Source organism: Neisseria sp. 19428wB4_WF04, assembly GCF_015235335.1.
Taxonomy (GTDB): Bacteria; Pseudomonadota; Gammaproteobacteria; order Burkholderiales; family Neisseriaceae; genus Neisseria; species Neisseria musculi.
The window spans coordinates 1-20,513 of record NZ_JADGLG010000046.1 but is presented as its reverse complement, the minus strand read 5'-3'; the positions used below and the strand labels follow the sequence as shown (position 1 = coordinate 20,513).

Annotated in this window: 11 protein-coding genes and 2 pseudogenes; 4 read left to right on the top strand and 9 right to left on the bottom strand. The window is 55.7% G+C overall.

The window, feature by feature from the left end; translation table 11 throughout:
* The 4 genes and pseudogenes from IR141_RS09665 to pyk form a co-directional block, all read left to right on the top strand.
* Positions 1-190, top strand: a pseudogene (locus IR141_RS09665) (IS1595 family transposase); the annotation flags it as partial.
* A 27-nt stretch (positions 191-217) separates the two neighbouring features.
* Positions 218-1,153: a sugar MFS transporter gene (locus IR141_RS09660; RefSeq protein WP_228068220.1), complete on the top strand. Its 936-nt coding sequence runs from the start codon at positions 218-220 to the stop codon at positions 1,151-1,153.
* Positions 1,134-2,963 carry a trehalase family glycosidase gene (locus tag IR141_RS09655; protein WP_135036551.1) on the top strand — a complete coding sequence of 610 codons (1,830 nt, stop codon included), beginning with the start codon at positions 1,134-1,136 and terminating at the stop codon, positions 2,961-2,963. Before IR141_RS09660 ends, IR141_RS09655 begins: the two co-directional genes overlap by 20 nt.
* Positions 2,964-3,746: 783 nt before the next feature.
* Positions 3,747-5,219: a pyruvate kinase gene (gene pyk / locus IR141_RS09650; RefSeq protein ID WP_135036548.1), complete on the top strand. Its 1,473-nt coding sequence runs from the start codon at positions 3,747-3,749 to the stop codon at positions 5,217-5,219.
* 279 nt (positions 5,220-5,498) lie between these two features.
* Here pyk and IR141_RS09645 read toward each other — a convergent pair whose 3' ends face one another.
* From IR141_RS09645 to IR141_RS09605, 9 genes and pseudogenes are all read right to left on the bottom strand, one after another.
* Positions 5,499-5,993 (bottom strand): outer membrane protein assembly factor BamE, encoded by a 495-nt coding sequence (locus IR141_RS09645; RefSeq protein WP_135036545.1) that lies wholly within the window; start codon positions 5,991-5,993, stop codon positions 5,499-5,501.
* Positions 5,994-6,049: 56 nt separating this feature from the next.
* Positions 6,050-14,086 carry a YadA-like family protein gene (locus IR141_RS09640; RefSeq protein WP_167743152.1) on the bottom strand — a complete coding sequence of 2,679 codons (8,037 nt, stop codon included), beginning with the start codon at positions 14,084-14,086 and terminating at the stop codon, positions 6,050-6,052.
* 1,307 nt (positions 14,087-15,393) lie between these two features.
* Positions 15,394-15,828 (bottom strand): protein-export chaperone SecB, encoded by a 435-nt coding sequence (secB, locus tag IR141_RS09635; protein WP_135036537.1) that lies wholly within the window; start codon positions 15,826-15,828, stop codon positions 15,394-15,396.
* Positions 15,829-15,887: 59 nt separating this feature from the next.
* The gene (gene grxC / locus IR141_RS09630; RefSeq protein WP_135036532.1) at positions 15,888-16,148 is read right to left on the bottom strand and encodes a glutaredoxin 3; all 261 of its coding nucleotides are present in this window, start codon (positions 16,146-16,148) and stop codon (positions 15,888-15,890) included.
* A 249-nt stretch (positions 16,149-16,397) separates the two neighbouring features.
* Complete coding sequence (gene cysE / locus IR141_RS09625) at positions 16,398-17,201, bottom strand: serine O-acetyltransferase (RefSeq protein WP_135036529.1); 804 nt, start codon at positions 17,199-17,201, stop codon at positions 16,398-16,400.
* 302 nt (positions 17,202-17,503) lie between these two features.
* Complete coding sequence (gene pyrI / locus IR141_RS09620; RefSeq protein WP_135036557.1) at positions 17,504-17,962, bottom strand: aspartate carbamoyltransferase regulatory subunit; 459 nt, start codon at positions 17,960-17,962, stop codon at positions 17,504-17,506.
* Positions 17,963-17,972: 10 nt separating this feature from the next.
* Entirely contained in the window at positions 17,973-18,893 is a 921-nt protein-coding gene (gene pyrB, locus IR141_RS09615; RefSeq protein WP_135036554.1) for an aspartate carbamoyltransferase, read from the bottom strand.
* Between the two features lie 1,069 nt (positions 18,894-19,962).
* Entirely contained in the window at positions 19,963-20,274 is a 312-nt protein-coding gene (gene rpsJ / locus IR141_RS09610) for a 30S ribosomal protein S10 (protein WP_135036525.1), read from the bottom strand.
* Between the two features lie 18 nt (positions 20,275-20,292).
* Positions 20,293-20,513 (bottom strand): annotated as a pseudogene (locus IR141_RS09605) (elongation factor Tu); the annotation flags it as partial.

Below are 20,513 nucleotides of genomic sequence, written 5' to 3'. Positions count from 1 at the left end.
GTTTGCCGACCGACACAACCATATCAACGGCATTGAGAATTTTTGGAATCAGGCGAAACGTGTCTTGCGCAAATACAACGGAATCGACCGAAAATCTTTTCCTCTGTTCTTGAAAGAATGTGAGTTTCGTTTTAACTTCGGGACACCAAAGCAGCAGTTAAAAACTTTGCGGCTTTGGTGTGGTGTTTAGGGCTAATCTACTTCAGCCCCTTTATTTTTGTGTATCGGCGTGTCGTTTGCCTTTATCAAGGTGTCGGTTTATTCGATGATCGGCCTGTTTACCGAAACCAAAGAGCAGCACAACAGCTTTATGAGTTCGATCGAAGGCTTTTTCATGATCGGCATCGCTTCGGCTTATTTTCTCTTTCCCGCGTTTTTCGATGCGGCAAACCCCGATGCCTGGCTGCGCGTGTATCTGCTGCTGGCCGGCCTGATTGCGGTGGCGTTTTTGCTGCTGCTGTTTACCAAAGTGGATGTAGATATCCCCAAATCCGAAGGCAGCCTGGCCGATGATTTTATGGGCATGCTGAAGCTGGTGGCGCTGCCGCTTACCATCTTCTTTATCTTGAGCGCGTTTTGCTTTGTGATGGTGGAACAGGGCATCATGACCTGGCTGCCCACGTTTAACGAACGCGTTTTGTCGCTCAACGACACCCTGAGCGTTCAGATGGCCAGCATTTTGGCCTTGTCGCTGGCTGCGGGGCGTTTCTTGGCCGGGCAGGCGGTGAAAAAAGTGCATTGGCTCGCTCTCTTAACCGCGTGCCTGCTGGTGGCGGCGGCCATTGTGGCGTTTGTATTGCCGCAGGCCTTAAACACCCCGGCGCAAACCATTCATTCTTTCAGCGAAATCCCCGCCATCGGCTTTATCTTCCCCTTAATCGGCCTGTTTATCGCACCGGTTTACCCCTTAATCAGCTCGGCCACGCTCTCGGCACTGCCGCAGCGCATGCACAGCTCGATGACCGGCCTGATTGTGATTTTCTCTGCGCTGGGCGGCACGCTCGGCTCGCGGATTATCGGCATGCTGTTTGAGCATGTGGGCGGCGCGCAGGCGTTTTACTTTATGCTGGTTCCGATTGCGATTTTGATAGTTGCCCTGTTCTTATTGAACAAATTCATCAAGGATTACGAAAATGCACATCAACAAAGCTGAAACCCTGGCCGCCCTGCTTGCTCAGGAAGACACCGACCGCAGCAACACCATCACCATTGATGATCAAGGCCCGAAACATTTTACGGTCAAAGGAGAAAACGGCGAAACGCTGGAAGTGAAAGGCACTTATTATCTGGCCAACCTGTTGCAGGAAGTATGGCTGGGCAACGGCCGTCTGACCCCCGAAAACGTGCAGATGAAGCCGCTGGAGCGGGCGGATTATTTAATGAACACCCACTATTGGCACACCCTCAGCCGCCGCATGGATGCCGGCAATATCCTCGCCACGCTGGCCGATGAAAAGCGCAGCAGCAACAAAGCCTATCTATATGTGCCCGCCGCCGATTCAGACGGCCTCGAATACTACCGCCACATCAGCGCCGATTATCCGCAAATCGAAATCATCAAGCTGCCCGCCCCGCCGTTTTCAGACGGCCTCTTGGCCGAAATCGACAAAAAACCCGGCCTGCTGGCATTGAAATACGACAAAACCGCCGGCACACCGCTGCCTTATGTGGTGCCCGGCGGGCGTTTCAACGAAATGTACGGCTGGGACAGCTATTTCATCGCGCTGGGGCTGATGGCGCACAACCAATACGATTTGGCCAAAGGCATGCTCGAAAACACCGCCTACCAAATCAAGTATTACGGAAAAATGCTCAACGCCAACCGCAGCTACTACCTCACCCGCTCGCAGCCTCCGTTTTACACCCCCTATTTAAGCGCGTTTTACCGCCGCTATGCCGGGCGGCTGCCGCAAAACTGGCTGGCCGAACACCTGGCCGTTGCCATCGATGAATACCAAAACGTGTGGATGAACCCGCAAACCCACCTTTTTGCCGACATCGGACTGAACCGCTATTTCGATGAAGGCTGCGGCCGCCCCAAAGAAACCGAACCCGGCCATTTCAACTTTATTTTGCAGCAATACGCCGCCAAACACGGCGTAGGCACCGCAGAAATGGAACGCGCCTACGATGCCGGCGAAATCCAAGATGCCGATCTCGACCGCTATTTCATACACGACCGCGCCATGCGCGAAAGCGGCCACGACACCACCACGCGGCTTGATGATGTGTGCGCCGACACCGCCTGCGTTGATTTGAACGCGATTATGTACCGCATCGAAACCGACATCGCCGCCCTGATTGCCGACTATTTCCCGCAAGGCTTCGATCACAACGGCACACGGCACACCGCCGAGGGCTGGCGCGCCAAAGCGCAGGCACGCTGCGATGCCGTGCAGCAATATTTGTGGAACGAAGCAGACGGCACGTTTTACGACTACAACGTTGCCGCCAAAGCGCAAAACCGCTTCGTTTCCGCCACCAACCTGCTGCCTTTGTGGGCGGGGTTGTGCAGCCGGGAGCAGGCAGAGCGGCTGGTTAAATCGCAACTGGGCGCGCTGTTGTGCGCAGGCGGCATCGCCTCCACCGCCCCCATCGGCGCAGAAATCCGCGGCCCCGAACGCCAGTGGGATTACCCCTACGGCTGGGCGCCGCACCAGATTCTGATTTGGGAAGGGCTGGAGCGTTACGGCTTCGAGCGCGAAATGCGTGAAGCCGCCTATGCCTGGGTGCAGATGATTATCCGCGCCACAGTGGAATACAACGGCCTGATTCCCGAAAAATTCAACGTGGTCGAAGGCTCGCACAAAACCGATGTGGAATACGGCAATGTCGGCACCGTGTTCGACTATGTGCCCGCCGGCGGCTTCGGCTGGACCAACGCCTCGCTCGTTTTAGGCATTGCCAAACTCACCGAAGCGCAAAAAGCCGCATTAAACGCGCTGGCCGACTCCACGCCCTAAGCCGTTTGGGCTTTGCCCAACCCGGGCCGCCCCGCTTTAAAACCACGGCAACGCCGGTTTGCCTTTGTGGCCGGTACCACCGGCAGCCCGCAGCCCCGTATTTATGGCAGATTCAACTACTTCGATACAAGGCCGCAGGCAATACGGCAAGGCGCAGCAACGCTGTAGTGGAAGTTAAGGCAATCCGCTGTCTTTAGCAAACAGGCCGGCCGGGCAAAGGCCGTCTGAACGTTTCAGACGGCCTTGAATGCTTGCTGCAAACGGCCCGGCAACGGCTCAAGCCTTTGTTGGACAATCCAACCGTGCCGAAACGGCCCGGCGCAGGCTGACGGTCATGCCGTTACGGCAGCAAATTTAAAACCGCTTTCAACACTTCAAGCACCGGCGGGCACGGCCGCCCGTTGCAGCAACCGCCACAGCTCTTTCAATGCGGCGGCTGCAACACACCATCAACACCCTGCCCACTATTTGGAGCCGGGGCGAATCGGCAGCCGTAACCAACCTCAGGCCGTCTGAAAGAATATTTCAGACGGCCTGAGGTTGATGTATACCTATATTTTCAAATTGAAAACAATCAGTTGGTTTCTCGCTTCCAAACCCTTGCTCTCCCCCGCCCTGACTTTCCACCCCGTTTGTTGGAAATATTTAGCTTAAGTCATAAAAAACTGTAATTTTCCGACAGGCAAACCTCTTTCGGGTTACAATTTCAACCTTATTCAAATCAACAACTTCATTGATACCCCACCGGGTTCCATCTCCTATCCAAACGAAAGGCTATCCCCCATGAGTGCTTCCAAACGCGATTTAACCCGCATCCGCCACAACACCAAAATCGTGGCCACGCTCGGCCCGGGCAGCAACAATATCGAATTGTTGAAAGATATGATTGCCATCGGCGGCCTGAATGTGGTGCGCTTCAATTTCAGCCACGGCACCCCCGAGTTTCATCAGGAAAATGCCCGCATCGTGCGCGAGGCGGCCAAACTGGCCGGCCGCGAAGTGGCGATTATGGCCGATTTGCAGGGGCCGAAAATCCGCGTGGGCAAACTCGAAGGCGGCAGCGTCCGGCTCGAAGCGGGCGAAAAACTGCTGCTCGATGCCGCGCTCGAAGGCGAGGGCAGCCGCAGCCGCGTGGGCTTGGACTACCGCGATCTGCCCAAAGACGTTCAGGCAGGCGATGTGCTGCTGCTGGACGACGGCCTGCTCACGCTGATTGTGGACAGCGTAAACGGCAGCGAAATCCTCACCACCGTGCAAAACAGCCACACGCTCAAAAGCAATAAAGGTATCAACAAACAGGGCGGCGGCCTCTCTGCGGGCGCGCTCACCGAAAAAGACTTCCGCGACCTGAAAACCGCTGTGGGCATCGGCTGCGACTATCTGGCCGTGAGTTTTGTGAAATCGGGCGAAGACATGAAAACCGCCCGCGATTTGGTCGAGCGTGAAATGCAGGGCAGCAGCGCGGTGCGCCCCGGTTTGGTGGCCAAAATCGAGCGCGTGGAAGCCATTGCCAATCTCGATGAAATCATTCTGGCTTCAGACGGCATCATGGTGGCGCGCGGGGATTTGGCCGTAGAAGTGGGCAATGCGGCCGTGCCCGCGCTGCAAAAACGCATGATACGCCGCGCACGCGAACTGCGCCGCTTCAGCATCACCGCCACCCAAATGATGGAAAGCATGATTACCAACCCCGTGCCCACCCGCGCCGAAGTGAGCGATGTGGCCAACGCCGTGCTGGACGGCACCGATGCCGTGATGTGTTCTGCCGAAACCGCCATCGGTGCTTATCCGTTTGAAACCGTCCGCTATATGGCTTTAATCTGCGCCTCTGCCGAGGCTGAACAGGATTCGCTCAACGGCGTGAGCGAAGAGCATCCCGAAGCACCGGTGAGCGGCAATCTTGCCATTGCCGGCGGCGCGGTGCAGGTGGCGCGTGCCGTCAATGCCAAAGCCATCGTGGCCTTAACCGAGAGCGGTTCCACCGCATTTGAAATCAGCCGCCACAGCATCCAGCTGCCGATTTATGCGCTCACCCCCAGCCGGTCGGCGCAGCGCCGCATGGCGATGTACCGCGGCGTGCGCCCGCTGATGATTGCCACCAGCGCCGATCACGACACTGCAGTCGATGAGGTGGAAAACATGCTGCTCGAGCGCAAGGTGCTCGATGCGGGCGACCAATACATCATCACCAGCGGTTCGCGTATGCGCGAGTCGGGCTCCACCAATATGCTGCAAATCTTCACCGTGCGCGGTTGATAGCAGCCTGCAAAGGCTTTGCCGCACAAAAGGCCGTCTGAAAAAAATATTTTCAGACGGCCTTAAGGTATTTTTGCAAAGTTCACAAGATGTTTGTCTTCCACCATATTCTGGCTTGATTTGATTATATTTTTTCTCTTAAGATCATAACAGATACCCGGGTCAAGCCCGAGTATGACGGAAGTGTTTTAAAACCGGCACGGGTTTTGCCAACATATCAGGCCGTCTGAAAATATTTTTTCAGACGGCCTTTACCGTTTCAAATGCCTGAACCGGCGATTACTGGCGGATGCGCTTGGCAGAGGTTTCTACTTCGCGCACAATAATCTGCGGCTCGGGCTCGGGAGCGGCAACCGGGCAGGAAGCGGTTTCGGGATCAACCGCTTTCCAATGGAAGCTGCGGGCATATTTTTTGCTGTCGTAAATAATCTTAAACTGACAGGTGGTTACGTTATCGGTGCCCTGCCCCGGCGTGTGGAAGTGGAACACATAATCCCATTCGCGCACATTAAACATGCCCTCGTTGAAATGCGGACGCCCCAGCAGTTTGTAAAACTGGTCTTTGGTCATGCCCGCTTTGATTTGCGCCAGCTCATCGGCGGTGGGGAAAGTGCCTTTGTTGTGTTTGAACGAGGGCGACACTTTATGCACCGGCGGGAATACGGGGTTGTCGGTGGTGCCGTCTCTGCTCACATTGCTTTTGGTGGCGCAGGCCGATAAAGCCGCCGCCAAGAGCAGGCTTGCGCCTGCCTGAATGATGGTTTTTGTTTTCATATCGTTTTCCTCGTTGTTTCAGACGGCCTGCACCAACAGGCCGTCTGAAAGCCTTGTTACCACTGATAACCTACACCTGCGGTTGCGCCGTAATGGCCGCGCGAGTTGCCGGTGGCGGAGCCTTTGATTACCCAGTTGCCGTTGTCGGAAATGCTGGAGTAGCCCACGGCATAGCCGCTTTCGCCCCGGTATGTGCCGCCTGCTACGGCTACCATGCTCTTACCGGGCAGATAAGCCTGCGGCAGCCCGGCTACGGCCATGGCGGTTGCCGTGCCCGCATTGGAGCGGTTTTCTACATCATCGATGCGGCGGTTGAGCTGGTTGCCCATGTTCACCGTGTAGTTGGCCACATTGTTGATGGCTTCATTGGTGTAATACAGCTGGCTGCCGTTGATGGCATCGGTGGAAGCAGCAGATATCTCACCATCGGCTACATTGGTGATTTTCTTACCGCCTGCATCCACACCATCTACGGTAACGCTCGGGCCGCCGGCAATGCTCAGGCCGTTGCCGTTAACGGTAGTACCGCCTGCTTTCACGGTTTCAACCGTCAAATCTTTGGCGGTGGCGACTTTATAGTTGGTGCTGCCGTCCGCGTTGCTGCTTTGCTCTACGACAATATTATCGCCTGCACTAACAGTGGTTTTGGCTTTCACCGCTGCTTCGTTCACTGCGGCGATGGCATCGTGGATGCTGCCTTTGCCGGTGCCGCCGATATTACTCATCCCTACACTGCCGTCAGGGGCAACCTTAGCATCACCGCCCAACACACCGGCCACAGAAGTTACAGTGTTGTAAAGCTGGCCGCCGTTCACGGCTTCTTTGCTGTCTTCAGCAATGCGGCCTGCGGCCACATTGGTAACGGCTTTGTTGTTGGCATTCAATCCGTCTTTATCGATATAGGTGTTACCGCCTACCTTAACGCCGTCATTACCCAGCACTACTTGGCTCTCGCCGCTGCCGGCGGTTACTTGGTCGAAGTTTACCTCTTTGGCAGTAGCGACTGTGTAGTTAGCGCTGCCATCTGCATTCTGGCTTTGCTCAACCACAATGTTGTCGCCCGCACTTACAGTGGTTTTAGCTTTCACCGCTGCTTGGTTCACTGCGGCGATGGCGTCGTGGATGCTGCCTTTGCCGGTGCCGCCGATGTCGGCGTTGGTGAATGCGCCGGTGTCGGGATCATAGGCGGTGGTGCCGCCGATGATGTTTTTCACCCCTTCGCCCTGGGCATACAGCTGGCCGCCGTTTACGGCTTCTTTGCTGTTTTGCGAAACTTCGCCTTTTTCCAGCCCGGTAATCTTGCCGTTGCTGCCCACTTTCAGACCGCCTGCTGTGAGGCCGTCTGAAGTCAGTGCCACATCGTTGCCGACTTTCACGCCGTCTTTGTTCAGCACGGTATCGCCCGAGGTGACGCTGTCGAAGTTTACGTCTTTGGCGGTGGCAACGGTGTAGGTGGTGCTGCCGTCCGGGTTCTGCTCTTCGGCCACGGTGATGTTCTCGCCCGCTTTCACCTTATTGGCGGCAGCAGCCGCGGCTTTCTTCAGCTGCGCTACGTTGGCAGCATCGGTGTCGGCGGTTCCTTCGGCTACGTTGGCTATCTTGTTGCCGCCGTTGTCCAACCCGCCCGCGGTGAGGCTGACGGGGCTGCCTGATGCGGGGGTGATGGTCAGCCCGCCGTTGTCCAGCACGCTGTTGCCGGCGGTGACTTTGTCGATGCTGATTTCTTTGGCCAGCTTCACGGTGAGGGTGTCGCTGCCGTCTGAAACTACGCCGATGTTGTTGTCGGACAGTTTGGCCGCATCGGTTAGGCCGCCTTTGATGTTGGCGGTGGTACCCAGTTTGCGCTCGAAGCTGCTGCCGCTGTCGCCTGCAAAGGTGAGCGGTTTTTGGATTTCGGTGCCGATATTGTCCAGCGCGCCCTGGATGGTGTTGGCGCCGGCATACTGGCTGCCGTCTGCTTTGGTTACGGTGAACACCGGGGCGGCAACGGTGCCGTTGGCATCAACCGTTGTGCCGAGGGCGGCGGCAATCGGGCTGAGCTGCGATACGTTCACGGCATCGGTGCCGGCTTTGCCTGCAGCGACGTTGGTTACGGCTTTATTGCCGGCGTTGATGCCGTCTTTGTTAACGGCTACATCGCCTGCTTTGAGGCCGTCTGAAGTCAGTGCCACATCGTCGCCGACTTTCACACCGGCGTTGTTCACGGTGGTGTCGCCTGCTGTGAGGCTGTCCACGGTAACGGCTTTGGCCAAGTCGAAGGTGACGTTGTCGCTGTCGTCTGTTTTGCTGATCACGATGTTGCCGTCGCTGTTGTTCAGATCAACGGTTTCGCCCGGTTTCACGTTGCTGCTGTTTTTGCCGTTGGCGCTGAGGTTCCAGCCTTGGTCGGCGGTGCCTTTCACTGCGGCGATGGCGTCGTGGATGCTGCCTTTGCCGGTGCCGCCGATGTCGGCGTTGGTGAATGCGCCGGTGTCGGGATCATAGGCGGTGGTGCCGCCGATGATGTTTTTCACCCCTTCGCCCTGGGCATACAGCTGGCCGCCGTTTACGGCTTCTTTGCTGTTTTGCGAAACTTCGCCTTTTTCCAGCCCGGTAATCTTGCCGTTGCTGCCCACTTTCAGACCGCCTGCTGTGAGGCCGTCTGAAGTCAGTGCCACATCGTTGCCGACTTTCACGCCGTCTTTGTTCAGCACGGTATCGCCCGAGGTGACGCTGTCGAAGTTTACGTCTTTGGCGGTGGCAACGGTGTAGGTGGTGCTGCCGTCCGGGTTCTGCTCTTCGGCCACGGTGATGTTCTCGCCCGCTTTCACCTTATTGGCGGCAGCAGCCGCGGCTTTCTTCAGCTGCGCTACGTTGGCAGCATCGGTGTCGGCGGTTCCTTCGGCTACGTTGGCTATCTTGTTGCCGCCGTTGTCCAACCCGCCCGCGGTGAGGCTGACGGGGCTGCCTGATGCGGGGGTGATGGTCAGCCCGCCGTTGTCCAGCACGCTGTTGCCGGCGGTGACTTTGTCGATGCTGATTTCTTTGGCCAGCTTCACGGTGAGGGTGTCGCTGCCGTCTGAAACTACGCCGATGTTGTTGTCGGACAGTTTGGCCGCATCGGTTAGGCCGCCTTTGATGTTGGCGGTGGTGCCCAGTTTGCGCTCGAAGCTGCTGCCGCTGTCGCCTGCAAAGGTGAGCGGTTTGTTGGCGGCGTTGCTCAAGTTGGTGATGGCATCGCCCACGTTATTGGCGGTAGTGGTGTTGCCGGTAGCCGGGTCGGTAACGGTGTAGGCCGGCCTGCTGACGAGGCCGTCTGCATTCACTGCCGAGCCGCCGCCCAAGGCTTTGGCAACGCTGTCGGCAATGCCGAAAATCTGGCCGCCGTTTACGGCTTGTTTGCTGTTGGCCGCAATGCTGCCCGGTGCCACGTTGGCGATGGTTTTATCGTTGGCATTCAGGCCGTTATTATCGATATAGGTGTTGCCGCCCACCTGCACGCCGTCGTTGCCCAACACAACCTGGTTGCCGCCGTTGCCGGCGGTTACTTTGTCGAACACCACTTCGTCTTTGGTGGCTACTGATATGGTATTGCCGTTTTGGGTGAGTTTGATGTTTTTGCCGGCATCAACGGTTACGGTTTCGCCGTTTTGCACCTTTTTATCGGCAGGTGCGGCGGTGTTGTCGACCGCTTGGCCGTCTGAAGCAGACGTGGCCAGGTTGAAGCCTGCGGCTTTCAGTTGGGCAACGTTTACGGCATCGGTGTCGTTTGTGCCGGCGGCCACGCTGGTAATCTGGCGGGTAACGGTAGTGCCGTTGCCCACAGAAACAGCTCCATAAAGGCTCCTGGATGTCCAAGTGGTATTGTTTTTATCTGTTACCGCGCCCAAAGGATCAACACCTTCTGCGCCCCCTGCCACATTTGCCACGCTGCCGGCACCCAATGCCACCGCGTTGTCAATCGCTGCGCGGGAACTGTTGCCGATGGCTACCGAACCCGTATTTTCAGCTACGGCACTCGCGCCGAAAGCCGCAGAATTATCAGCCTGCGCGCGCGAGTTGCTGCCAACCGCCGTTGCATATCTGCCGCCTCGTTCGGCCTGACCGCTATTATCGGTTTTGCCGGTTCTTGCGTTGTAGCCCAGCGCGGTGCTGTATTGGGCGTTTGATGTGGTAGCGGCAGAGGCACCCAATGCCACCGAGCCCATGCCGCCCGCTTCTGTTTTATAGCCGACAGCCGTAATCAGGCCGGCCTCCGGTATGCCTGCGGCGGCCGTGGCTTTGGCATCTTCACCCAGCGCGATGCTGCCGTTTGCGGTAACGGTTGCGCCTTTGCCGATGGCAACAGAATTGTTGCCGCCCTTGCTGTTGGCTGCATCGCCTGCCCGCGCGCCTTTGCCCAACACCACGGCATTTTCGGCTTCGGCTACTGCTGTGGCAGATGAGCCGATCACGATTGAGTCGTTGGATTCGGTTTGTGCGCCGTAACCAATGGCGATATTGTTTTCTTTACCGCTGCCCAAGGCTTTGGCAGCCGCGCCGATGGCGATGCCTCTCAAACTTTCGGTTCGGCTTTCCGAACCCAATGCCAATGCCTGCTCTGCACCGGCATTGGCGTTATAGCCCGCGGCCAATGCGCCGGTTTGCGATGCAGCGGCGCTCATGCCCAATGCAACCGCATTATCCCCGCCTGCATTGGCTCCGCTGCCGGCTGCCAATGCGCCTGTTTTGGAGGCCTTAGCCTGCGTGCCCAATGCGGTGGCGTTGGCGGCTGTGGCTTTTGCATAATAGCCGGCCGAAAGCGCGGCATCTCCTGTTGCATTGGCCTGATAACCAATATTGGTTGCACCGGTGCCCTCCGCTTGGCCGCCCACGGCAATGGCAGAATCGCCTTCGCTCACTGATGATGTGCCAATGGCTACGGCATTGTTGCCGTCTGCGCTGGTGTTGCTGCCGAATGCCATTGCGCCCTGGCTTGATGCGAAAGCGGCTTTGGTGTTGGTTTTGGCGTTATAACCTACGGCATTATCGTAATTTTTGCCGGCTTTCGCCGCCACGCCCGCCGCCAATGCGCCTTCTCCCTCTGCGCCGGCGTTATCATGGTTATCCTGCTCTGCACCGCCGTCATTTACGCTGTAGTATTTGGTTTTGGCGGCCTTCACGGCTGTATCCAAGGCGTTAATGGCCACGCCCACATTGCTGTAAGGGGTGCCGTTTACACTAAGCTGGGTGTTGTCGAGCGTAATGTCCTCCGCGTTGGGATTTGCTGTTTTGTCCACAGGAAAGGTGATGCTGCTTACTTTCAGATCATCTTCAAGCGCAAACGTGATGGTTTCGCCGTTAGTTGGCGATAAGCTTTGCGAGAGCTTCATATTTTTGCCGGCATCAAAAGCAATGGCATCGCCGTTTTTCACTTTTGCCACTCTGGAGTTTTCTGCGGTGCCGCCGCTGTTTTTAAGAGTGGTAAACTTAAAGCCTGCCGCCTTGAGCTGTGCCACGTTCACGGCATCGGCATCTTCCTGGCCGGCGGCCACGCCGGTGATCTGGCGGCTTTGCTGATTGCCGTTTTCGTAGTTGCCTACAGAAACCGCCGCTTTGGTGGATGTCCAGGCGTAGCCCGTTTTATCGGCTGCCGCCTCCAGCGGATCTGCGCCGGTGATACCTGCACTCACAGAAGCCCGGCTGTCTTTGCCCAAGGCCACGCCGTCTGAAACTTCCACTTTGGTGTTGCTGCCCAAGGCCACTGCACCCGATATGGCTTTTACGCCGCCGAAGGTGATGCTGTCGGTGCGGTCGGGCGTGGTATCTCTGGCGGGGGCAATGTTGGTGGTGGTGAGCGTTGCGTTTGATGCGCCGATTTTCACGTTGTTGCCGAGAATAAAGCTGTCGGAGCTGGTGTTACCGATCAGGTTTTTATTGCCGATGGCGTAGCTGTTGGCGCCGCCTACCACGCTGCGGGTGTTGATGGCACGGTCGGCAGCCTGGGCGGTGGCGTTATTTTGCAGCGAGCTGCCGATAGCGCCCGAATATTGTCCGCTCACCACTGCGCCCGAGCCCAGCGCCAGACCGCCATGCGCGCCCGAAACCACCAGGGCATCGCTGCCCAAAGCCACGCCGCTGTCGGCATGGGCGGCAGAATAACGCCCCACCGCCGTAGCGCGGTCGCCGGCAAACGAAGTGGTGCCCAAGGCCAAACCGTGCGCCTGTTTGGCGCGCGCCCGCGAGCCTACTGCGGTGGCATAGTTGCCCGCCACGGCATACGAACCGATGGCCAGGCCGTTTTCATTGATGGATTGGGCGGTATTACCCAAAGCCACGCCGCTGTTGTGCGTGGTTTTGGAAGCCACGCCGATGGCCACTGATCCCGTGCCTGCTGCATTGTTTTGCTTACCGATGGTGATGGCGTTGTGGCCGGTGTCGCCGATAATGTTGCTGGTGCCTATCGCAATGGCCGGCTCTTCGTTGGCGGTGCCTGCTCCTGCAACAGTGTTGCTGCTGCCCATCACCACAGCGTGGGTGCGGGTTACAGTGTTTGCATTACCCTGAAGATGCACGTTGGCATTGGCATTCACTTTATTGCTGCTGCCGATAATGGTGGCGTTGCTCAGGTTGAGCGGAGTATTGGCGGCAGTGCTGACATTGTTGGCACCCAGCACATAAGTGCCGGTGCCGGATACGGTGTTGTTGCTGCCGATGGCGGCGGCATTGGCGGCAGTAACATTATTGTTTTTACCGAGCGACACGGCATTCTGCCCGCCTGCTTTGGCATCATTGCCCACTGCGGTGGCAGATCCGGCCGTAGCTTTGGCTCCCGAGCCTACCGCCACGGCACTGTCTTGGGTTGCCCCTGAGTCCAACCCCACCGACACGGCATAAGCTCCTGCGCCTTGGGCATTTTTTCCGATAGCCACTGCGCTGTCGGCATTTGCTCTGGCATTTTGTCCGACAGCTATCGTATCTTTTACGCTGGCCGCTGCATTCGCGCCCAACGCCATGCCATATTTCCCCGATGCAGCAGCACTGTTACCCACCGCTACAGCGTATGCACTGGTTGCAGTAGCGGCAGTACCCACTGCCATTGCCCCTTCGTGGGTCGCACCGTCATTATTGTAGTTGGCCCGTTGGGTTCCGGCATCGTTCACACTGAAATAACGGGTTTGTTTGCGGATATTGGTCAGCTCTTCGGCCACCGAATAAAGCTGGCTACCGTTGATGGCATCGGTGCTGGCAGCTGAAACCATACCCGGTGCCACATTTTTCAGCTGACGCTCATAGCCCGCCGAACCGAATGAAATCTGGTCGCCCGCCTTCAAATTATTGCCGCCGTTGAATGTGAACGTTACACCATTAATAGTTACATTGCGGACCAATGTAGCTGACCCGACTGTTGTCGAACCGGCACCAATCGCCACCGCATTTTCTTTATCTGCCTTTGAACCGACACCCAGGGCAAGCGAAGCGGTACCGCTGGCATCAGCTCGGGTACCAAAGGCCGTAGCCAAATCTGCTGCATTGGAACTTACTCCTACCGCCACTGCGGCAACTCTCGCTGTAGTAGGGTGGTAACGTTTTCCCACTCCCTCACCAGGTTGAGCGAAATTTACCAGATCATCACCTGTTAACTGATTATATTTTAATGCCTGCGGTGTATTGTTAGCTTGGGCATTATTATGTGCCGTATTATATTGAGTAATAACTGTATTATTCGAAGTTGCTGCTCTGTCTAAATCATCTCCACCGATTGCAATAGACGATACACCACTAGCTCTGGTATTGGCCCCCACTGCCAAAGCCTGGTTTCCTGATGCCTGTGCATCGGAACCTATTGCTACCGACTGATTAGTATTGGCAGATGCCCCGGTACCGCAAACAAGGCTACCCGACGTAATGGTTGATGAACTGGTACATGTTATATTCGCCGCATGCACATTAGCCGAAACAGCATAAAACCCCAGTGACAGGGGAATAGTACGCAATACCAACGATAAAATCCGAATACCGCCCGCCGCTTTCACGCGGCAGCCGGCAGGCTTGCCTTTGGCAGTTTCAATTTCAGACACGGCAACCCATGCCCCTAGTGCTTCGTTCCAAATACTACGGTAATTCTTGTTCATAGGTTTTATTCCTTTGGATTCAGACTGTTCAATACTTCTCCGGCAAATTCCGAAGCAGCACCCCATCTACAAAATCTCAACTGACGTTTATTGTCACTTAATAGCAAAATATGCATTGCCAATCTATATCTTAATTTATAGTATTGAAACTTATATTTTTGCCGTTTGCGATACAAATCAGCCGTTTATCGAAATATCATTATCAAATATAATTTGATTTTTAATATTTCTTTTAAAATATATACAATATCCATGCAATTTGTGTGCCATATGAAAAATGACTTGCCTATTTTTAACAAAAAGGTGTTCAGGCCGAAGGCCGTTTGAAACGCCTGATTACCGTGATTTCCGTGCGGGCAGGCGGCACGGCGGCGCAGGTGAAGGGCATAACGCGACAATGCGGCGGGGTCATGGCGTGCATAGCGGTGCCTTTTGCCGCATCGCACCTATGTGGTCGGATATAAAAGGCTTGAGGCCGTCTGAAACATCTGATTATCGTTATGGGCTTTGCAAGATTGCTGCGCTGCCCCGCGCAGGCGGGAATCCGATTGTTTTTTAAGTGATTGAAATAAACATGAGATATTTTTAAAGCCCGATTCCCGCCCACGCGGGAATAACGGGGCATCAATGTTTTCAGGCTGGGATTGGTTTTTTGCAAGGGGCTTAGGCCGTCTGAAAGTTTTCAGGCGGCCTTACGGCATCTTTACAAAGGTTTCGGCCTTTTCCTGACGGGTATCTTTTCCCACCTGCAAGCTGTTTATGGCGGTTTGGGCTGAAACCCAACAAGGCGGGGGCAAGCAAGGCTGGCAAAACACTCGGCAAGCAGCGCGCGGCAGCGTGGCGGTGCGGGCGGGTAAGCGGGATCGGGCGGCACGGCGGCGGGATAGTGCGGGGCAGTCCTGCCTGCCGTAAAAGATTGGCCGTCTGAAAGTTTCAGACGGCCTTTGGCTTAAACAGCTTGGCGTGTTCCCAAACATGACATTTCTCAAACACGCGGGCTTGTTTCTAAACGGTTTGGGCTGAACCTGAGCAAGGCAGCGGGCAGGGTCAGGGGTTTGCGGGGAAAACCGCCGCGCGGGCAGACGGCACGGCAGCGCAGGTGAAGCACATAATGCAGCAACACGGCGGGGTCATGGTGTGCATGGTGATGACGTTTGCCGCATCGCGCCGACAGGATACGATATAAAAGGCTTGAGGCCGTCTGAAATATCTGATTACCGTATTACGCTGATAGAGTCTGAGGATATTGTGTAAAAAGACTCAAGGCCGTCTGAAGTTTCAGACGGCCTTGATAAGCTGCTCAGGCGTTAGGCGTTGCCTTCTTGGGCTTGCTGGTACATGGCCTCGAAATTAATCGGTGCCAGCAGCACGGGCGGGAAGCCTGCGCGGGTGATGGCGCTGGAAACGGCTTCGCGGGCATAGGGGAAAAGAATATTCGGGCAGGCAACGGCCAGCAGAAGCTGTGTGTCTTCTTCGGGAATGTTTTCCAAACGGAAAATGCCGCTTTGCGATACTTCGTTTAGAAACATCACGCGCTCATCGGGCAGTTTGGCGGTTACGGTTACGGTTACGGTTACTTCGTGAAAGTTTTCTTCGAGCTTTTCGCTTTCGGTGGATACGCGCATATCGACTTCGGGCTCGCCCTGCTCTAAAAAGATGCCCGGCGCATGGGGCACTTCCAACGATAAATCTTTGATATACAGTTTTTCAATGCTGAATACGGGTTGCTGTTCTTCGCTCATGGTTTTCTTTCTGTTGGTTTAAGGGATTAATCATGCTGCACACGGCAGCGGGAAACGGTTCAGCCGCCGGCCAGCAGGCTTTTCAGGCGGCCTTTTTGGTGCAGGGCGTATAAATCGGTGAAGCCGCCCACATGGGTTTCGCCGATAAAAATCTGCGGCACGCTGCGCCGGCCGGTGCGCTGCTGCATTTCGCTGTAGCCGGCGGGGTTTTGGTCGATGCGGATTTCGGTTATTTCTTCTATGCCCTGCGATTTTAAAAATTGTTTGGCCATGGTGCAGTAGGGGCAATGGGGGCCTGTGTACATGGTTATCGGCTGCATGGTATTCCTTTTTTATGCGGGTGTGCCGGCACGGCGGGGGTTTGCTTGGCGGCAACGGCAGCTCGGGGCTGCCGGGTTTTGCCGCTGCCTGCGGCCTGCCTGCTTTTGGCTGCTTTTCAATGTGAAGCAGACGGGATATATGGGCGTTGCTGTGTTTTTGCAAGCGGGCGGTAAACCGCAACCGGTTTGCGGGATATGCCTTCAGGCCGTCTGAACGGTTTCAGACGGCCTGAAGGCAGCCTGCGGGGTTCAAATCACAAAACCTATGCTTTGATCCATTTCGGCGGCGGGGTTGCAGGCTACTTTGCCGGCAGGTTTCGCGGGTACGCCCACTACGGTGGTGTGCGGCTGCACTTCGGCCACCACCACGCTGCCGGCGCCGATTTTGGCATTTTCGCCGATGCGGATGTTGCCCAACACTGAGGCATTGGCACCTATCATCACGCCGTCGCCCACTTTGGGGTGGCGGTCGCCGCTTTCTTTGCCTGAACCGCCCAGGGTTACGCCGTGGAGAATCGAGATGTTGTTGCCGAGCACGGCGGTTTCGCCCACAACAAATCCTGTGGCGTGGTCGAGCATCAGGCCGCTGCCGAAACGGGCGGCGGGGTGGATATCGACGCCGAACACTTCTGATGAGCGGTTTTGCAGAAAATAGGCCAGGGTTTTGCGTCCGCAGGTGTAGAGCCAATGGTTGATGCGGTGTGCCTGAATCGCGTGAAAGCCTTTGAAATATAACAGCGGCAGCGAATATTCATCGCAGGCGGGGTCGCGCTCGTAGCAGGCCAGCAAATCGAGCTTGACGGCTTCGGTGATGGAAGAATCGCTGCTTAAGGCTTGGATATACATTTCAAACAGGGCGCGTGCGTCCATTATCGCGCTGGAAAGTTTGCTGGAGAGATGATAGGCCAAAACCGAATCGATGGTGCTGTGGCGCAAAACGGTTTGGTGCAGAAAGCTGGCCAGAAGCGGCTCGGCGGCTGCGGCTGCTTCGGTTTCTTCGCGAATGGCCTGCCAAACATCGAAATTCGGGGTGTTGAGATGGTCTTTTTTCATGATGAGGCCGTTTGAAATAGTGGATTGAACCGGTGTTATATTATAAGTTTGGCGGTGCTGGCAAGCGCGCACGGCAACCATCTGCAGACGGTATGGCAAACGGCTTGATTTCCGTTGCGGCACTGCTTGCTCCGCCCCTGCCCGAAGAGGGTAGTTTTGCAGGCCGGCAAAACGTTAATGGAATCGGTTTCTTGCCTGTATGGCTTGCGGCTTGCTGCCTTGTGCCGGAAATAAAGCGGATTCGCTGCATTCGGAATCAAACCGCACTGCCTGCATTTTTAACCGCGCTTGGCAGCCGTGTGTCAAGCCTCGGCAACAAATTCACGCGAATAGGTTTTTTCGCAATAATGACACTTCAGCCTGGTTTGGCTGCTTTGGGTTTTCACATAAAAACGGCTCTTCACCGGCTCGCCGTGGCTGGCGCAGTTGGGATTGGGGCAACGGAACACTTCGCTGATGATTTCGGGCAGGCTCAGGTGGCGTTTTGCAACCACTTGGAAATCTTCAATCACGTTAACTGTGGCTTCCGGCGCAAACACGGCCAGCCGGTTGGCGGCTGCTTCATCGAGATGCACGCCCGAAATTTTAATAATGTCTTTGCTGCCGTGGCTTTTGCTGGGCAGATTGAAACCCACGGTAACGGCGTTGCCCGGGTGCAGCAGTTTGAATTGGCGCAGAATCGTGAGGCCTTTGCCGGCGGGGATATGGTCGATAACGGTGCCGCTTTGGATGGCTTCAACGCTGTATTGCTTTTTGCTCATCATGCGCTCCTTATACTTCTTCGTTGAGAATCAAAGACAAAATCGCCATGCGGGCATACACGCCGTTGGCGGCCTGCTGAAAATAACAGGCATAGGGGGTGGCATCGACATCGGGGTGGATTTCATCTACCCTCGGCAGCGGGTGCAGAATACGCAGGTTGCTCTTGGCAGCGGCCAGCATAGATGCCTCCAGATTGAATCTGCCTTGGATTTTGGCAAATTCCTGCTCATCGAAACGCTCGCGCTGCACGCGGGTCATGTAGAGAATATCCGCCCATTCTACGGCTGCTTCCAATGAGGGCAAAATCTGATAGCGGCAACCGGCTTCGTCTAATTCTTCGGTGATGTAGTCGGGCATGGCCAGGCTGGGCGGCGAAACGAAAGCAAATTCACAGCCCCAGCGTTTTAACGCCTGCGCCAACGAATGCACGGTGCGGCCGTATTTCAAGTCGCCCGCCATCGCGATTTTCAAATTGTTCAGACGGCCTTGCGTTTCGTAAATGGTTACCAAATCGAGCAGGGTTTGGCTGGGGTGTTGGTTGGTGCCGTCGCCCGCATTAATCACCGGCACGCTTGAAAACTCGGCCGATACGCGTGCGGCACCGTCTTTGGGGTGGCGTTGGATAACCGCATCGGTGTAGCCGGAAATGATGCGCGCGGCATCGGCCAGCGTTTCACCTTTTTTCGCGCTGGTGTTGGCACCGTCTGCAAAACCGATTACCTTGCCGCCCAAACGCTGCACGGCAGTTTCAAACGATAGCCGCGTTCTTGTGGAAGGCTCGAAAAAACATGAGGCTATCAGTTTTCCTGCCAGCAAATCACCGCGCGGCTCGGCCTTGAGTTTGAGCGCGGTGTGCAGCAGCAGTTCAAGCTGCGGGGTGCTTAAATCGGAGATGGAAATCACATTTTGACGGTAGAGCAGATTGGGCATGGCATTTCCTTTTCCCATAAAAAAACCCGTTGATACGGGCATTGTCGGAAAACGGCAAAACCGCTGCGGCGGGCAGCACGGCTGAAAAGACGGCGCGGGCAAACAAAATACATGGCAGTTTTGCGGTCAGTAAACTGCGGCTGATTATCTCACAAACCGAAGGCCGTCTGAAAGCATTGTTTCAGACGGCCCCAACAGCATTTGCGGTTTCTCAAATTTCCAAAACCTGCCCGATAGCGCCGCTCCATACAGCTAATCCAATAAAAGACATTGCGCAGGGGGCGTGCAACCACCATTGCCTGCCCGCTGAAGCCATTGCGGGACGGCCAATCTGGGAAATGCCCGCAGCCATAGCGAAACTGCGCAATATTGGGAATCACGAAACCATCATGGCGGCAAAAATAAAATCTGCCCCGCTCTGCCTAACCCGTTTCAGGGCAAGACGGGCGCAGCCGCATCGCGGTGAAAATGGTTCCCGACAGCCTGCAACCGCACACTTTCCCAATCGGCAGCCTGCCCGGGCTTGCGGTGTATGCAGGCTGTCTGTAGCAAACCCCTGAGGCCTTGGCAAAATTCATCCAGGCCGTCTGAAATATTCACTATCGCCACTCCTTCACAGGCGGGAAGCCGGTCTGTTTTTATAACTTATTGAAATAAAATAATTAATGGCTTTAAAACCAAATTCACGCCTGCGCGGGAATGAGGGAAGCTTAAGCATTTCAGACGGCATTAAGGGTATTTGCAAAGACCCTCTCTTTATTTCTGCAAGGCTATTTTGCAAAGGGCTCCCTCTTTATTTTCTCTCCCCGGCAACAGGCCGCTAGCGGTGCGGAAACACAAAACCGATTCTGCTGCTGCCTCTTTAACGGCCAGCCAGGCCGTTCTCTTTAGATTAAGACGCAGCAACGGTGTAACGGAAATAAAATGAGCACACTATACTGCATACTGCCTGCAGCTTGCATCTGCCTTGTATTGCCATAAAAAAACCGCACCCCGTAAGCCGGGATATGGTGTCCGGCTTTCGGGGTGCGGTTCAAACCTTGCGGTTTGCTTGAAGATTCAACCTGAATTACTGCACTTTGATTTCCACATCCACACCTGCGGGCAGGTCGAGTTTCATCAAAGCATCGGTCGTTTTATCTGTCCAGTCCACGATGTCCATCAGGCGCAGGTGGGTGCGGATTTCCAATTGCTCGCGTGAAGTTTTGTTCACGTGCGGCGAACGCAGAATGTTGAAACGCTCGATTTTGGTCGGCAGCGGAATCGGGCCTTTTACCACAGCACCGGTACGCTTGGCGGTTTCAACGATTTCTTGGGCAGATCGGTCAATCAGGCTGTAATCATACGCTTTTAAGCGGATACGGATTTTTTGGCTTGCCATTTATCTATACCCTTCAAATCAAGCGATGATGGAAGATACCACACCGGCACCCACAGTACGGCCGCCCTCGCGAATCGCAAAGCGCAAACCGTCTTCCATCGCAATCGGCGCAATCAATTCTACCGTGATGGTTACGTTTTCACCCGGCATAACCATTTCCACACCCTCTTCCAAAGTTACCGCGCCGGTAACATCGGTGGTGCGGAAGTAGAACTGCGGACGGTAGTTGGCGAAGAACG

Bases quoted from the DNA above. Each gene is read 5' to 3' on its own strand.
- IR141_RS09655 (WP_135036551.1), top strand. From the start codon at position 1,134: ATGCACATCAACAAAGCTGAAACCCTGGCCGCCCTGCTTGCTCAGGAA.
- pyk (WP_135036548.1), top strand. From the start codon at position 3,747: ATGAGTGCTTCCAAACGCGATTTAACCCGCATCCGCCACAACACCAAA.
- IR141_RS09645 (WP_135036545.1), bottom strand. From the start codon at position 5,993: ATGAAAACAAAAACCATCATTCAGGCAGGCGCAAGCCTGCTCTTGGCG.
- IR141_RS09640 (WP_167743152.1), bottom strand. From the start codon at position 14,086: ATGAACAAGAATTACCGTAGTATTTGGAACGAAGCACTAGGGGCATGG.
- secB (WP_135036537.1), bottom strand. From the start codon at position 15,828: ATGAGCGAAGAACAGCAACCCGTATTCAGCATTGAAAAACTGTATATC.
- grxC (WP_135036532.1), bottom strand. From the start codon at position 16,148: ATGCAGCCGATAACCATGTACACAGGCCCCCATTGCCCCTACTGCACC.
- cysE (WP_135036529.1), bottom strand. From the start codon at position 17,201: ATGAAAAAAGACCATCTCAACACCCCGAATTTCGATGTTTGGCAGGCC.
- pyrI (WP_135036557.1), bottom strand. From the start codon at position 17,962: ATGAGCAAAAAGCAATACAGCGTTGAAGCCATCCAAAGCGGCACCGTT.
- pyrB (WP_135036554.1), bottom strand. From the start codon at position 18,893: ATGCCCAATCTGCTCTACCGTCAAAATGTGATTTCCATCTCCGATTTA.
- rpsJ (WP_135036525.1), bottom strand. From the start codon at position 20,274: ATGGCAAGCCAAAAAATCCGTATCCGCTTAAAAGCGTATGATTACAGC.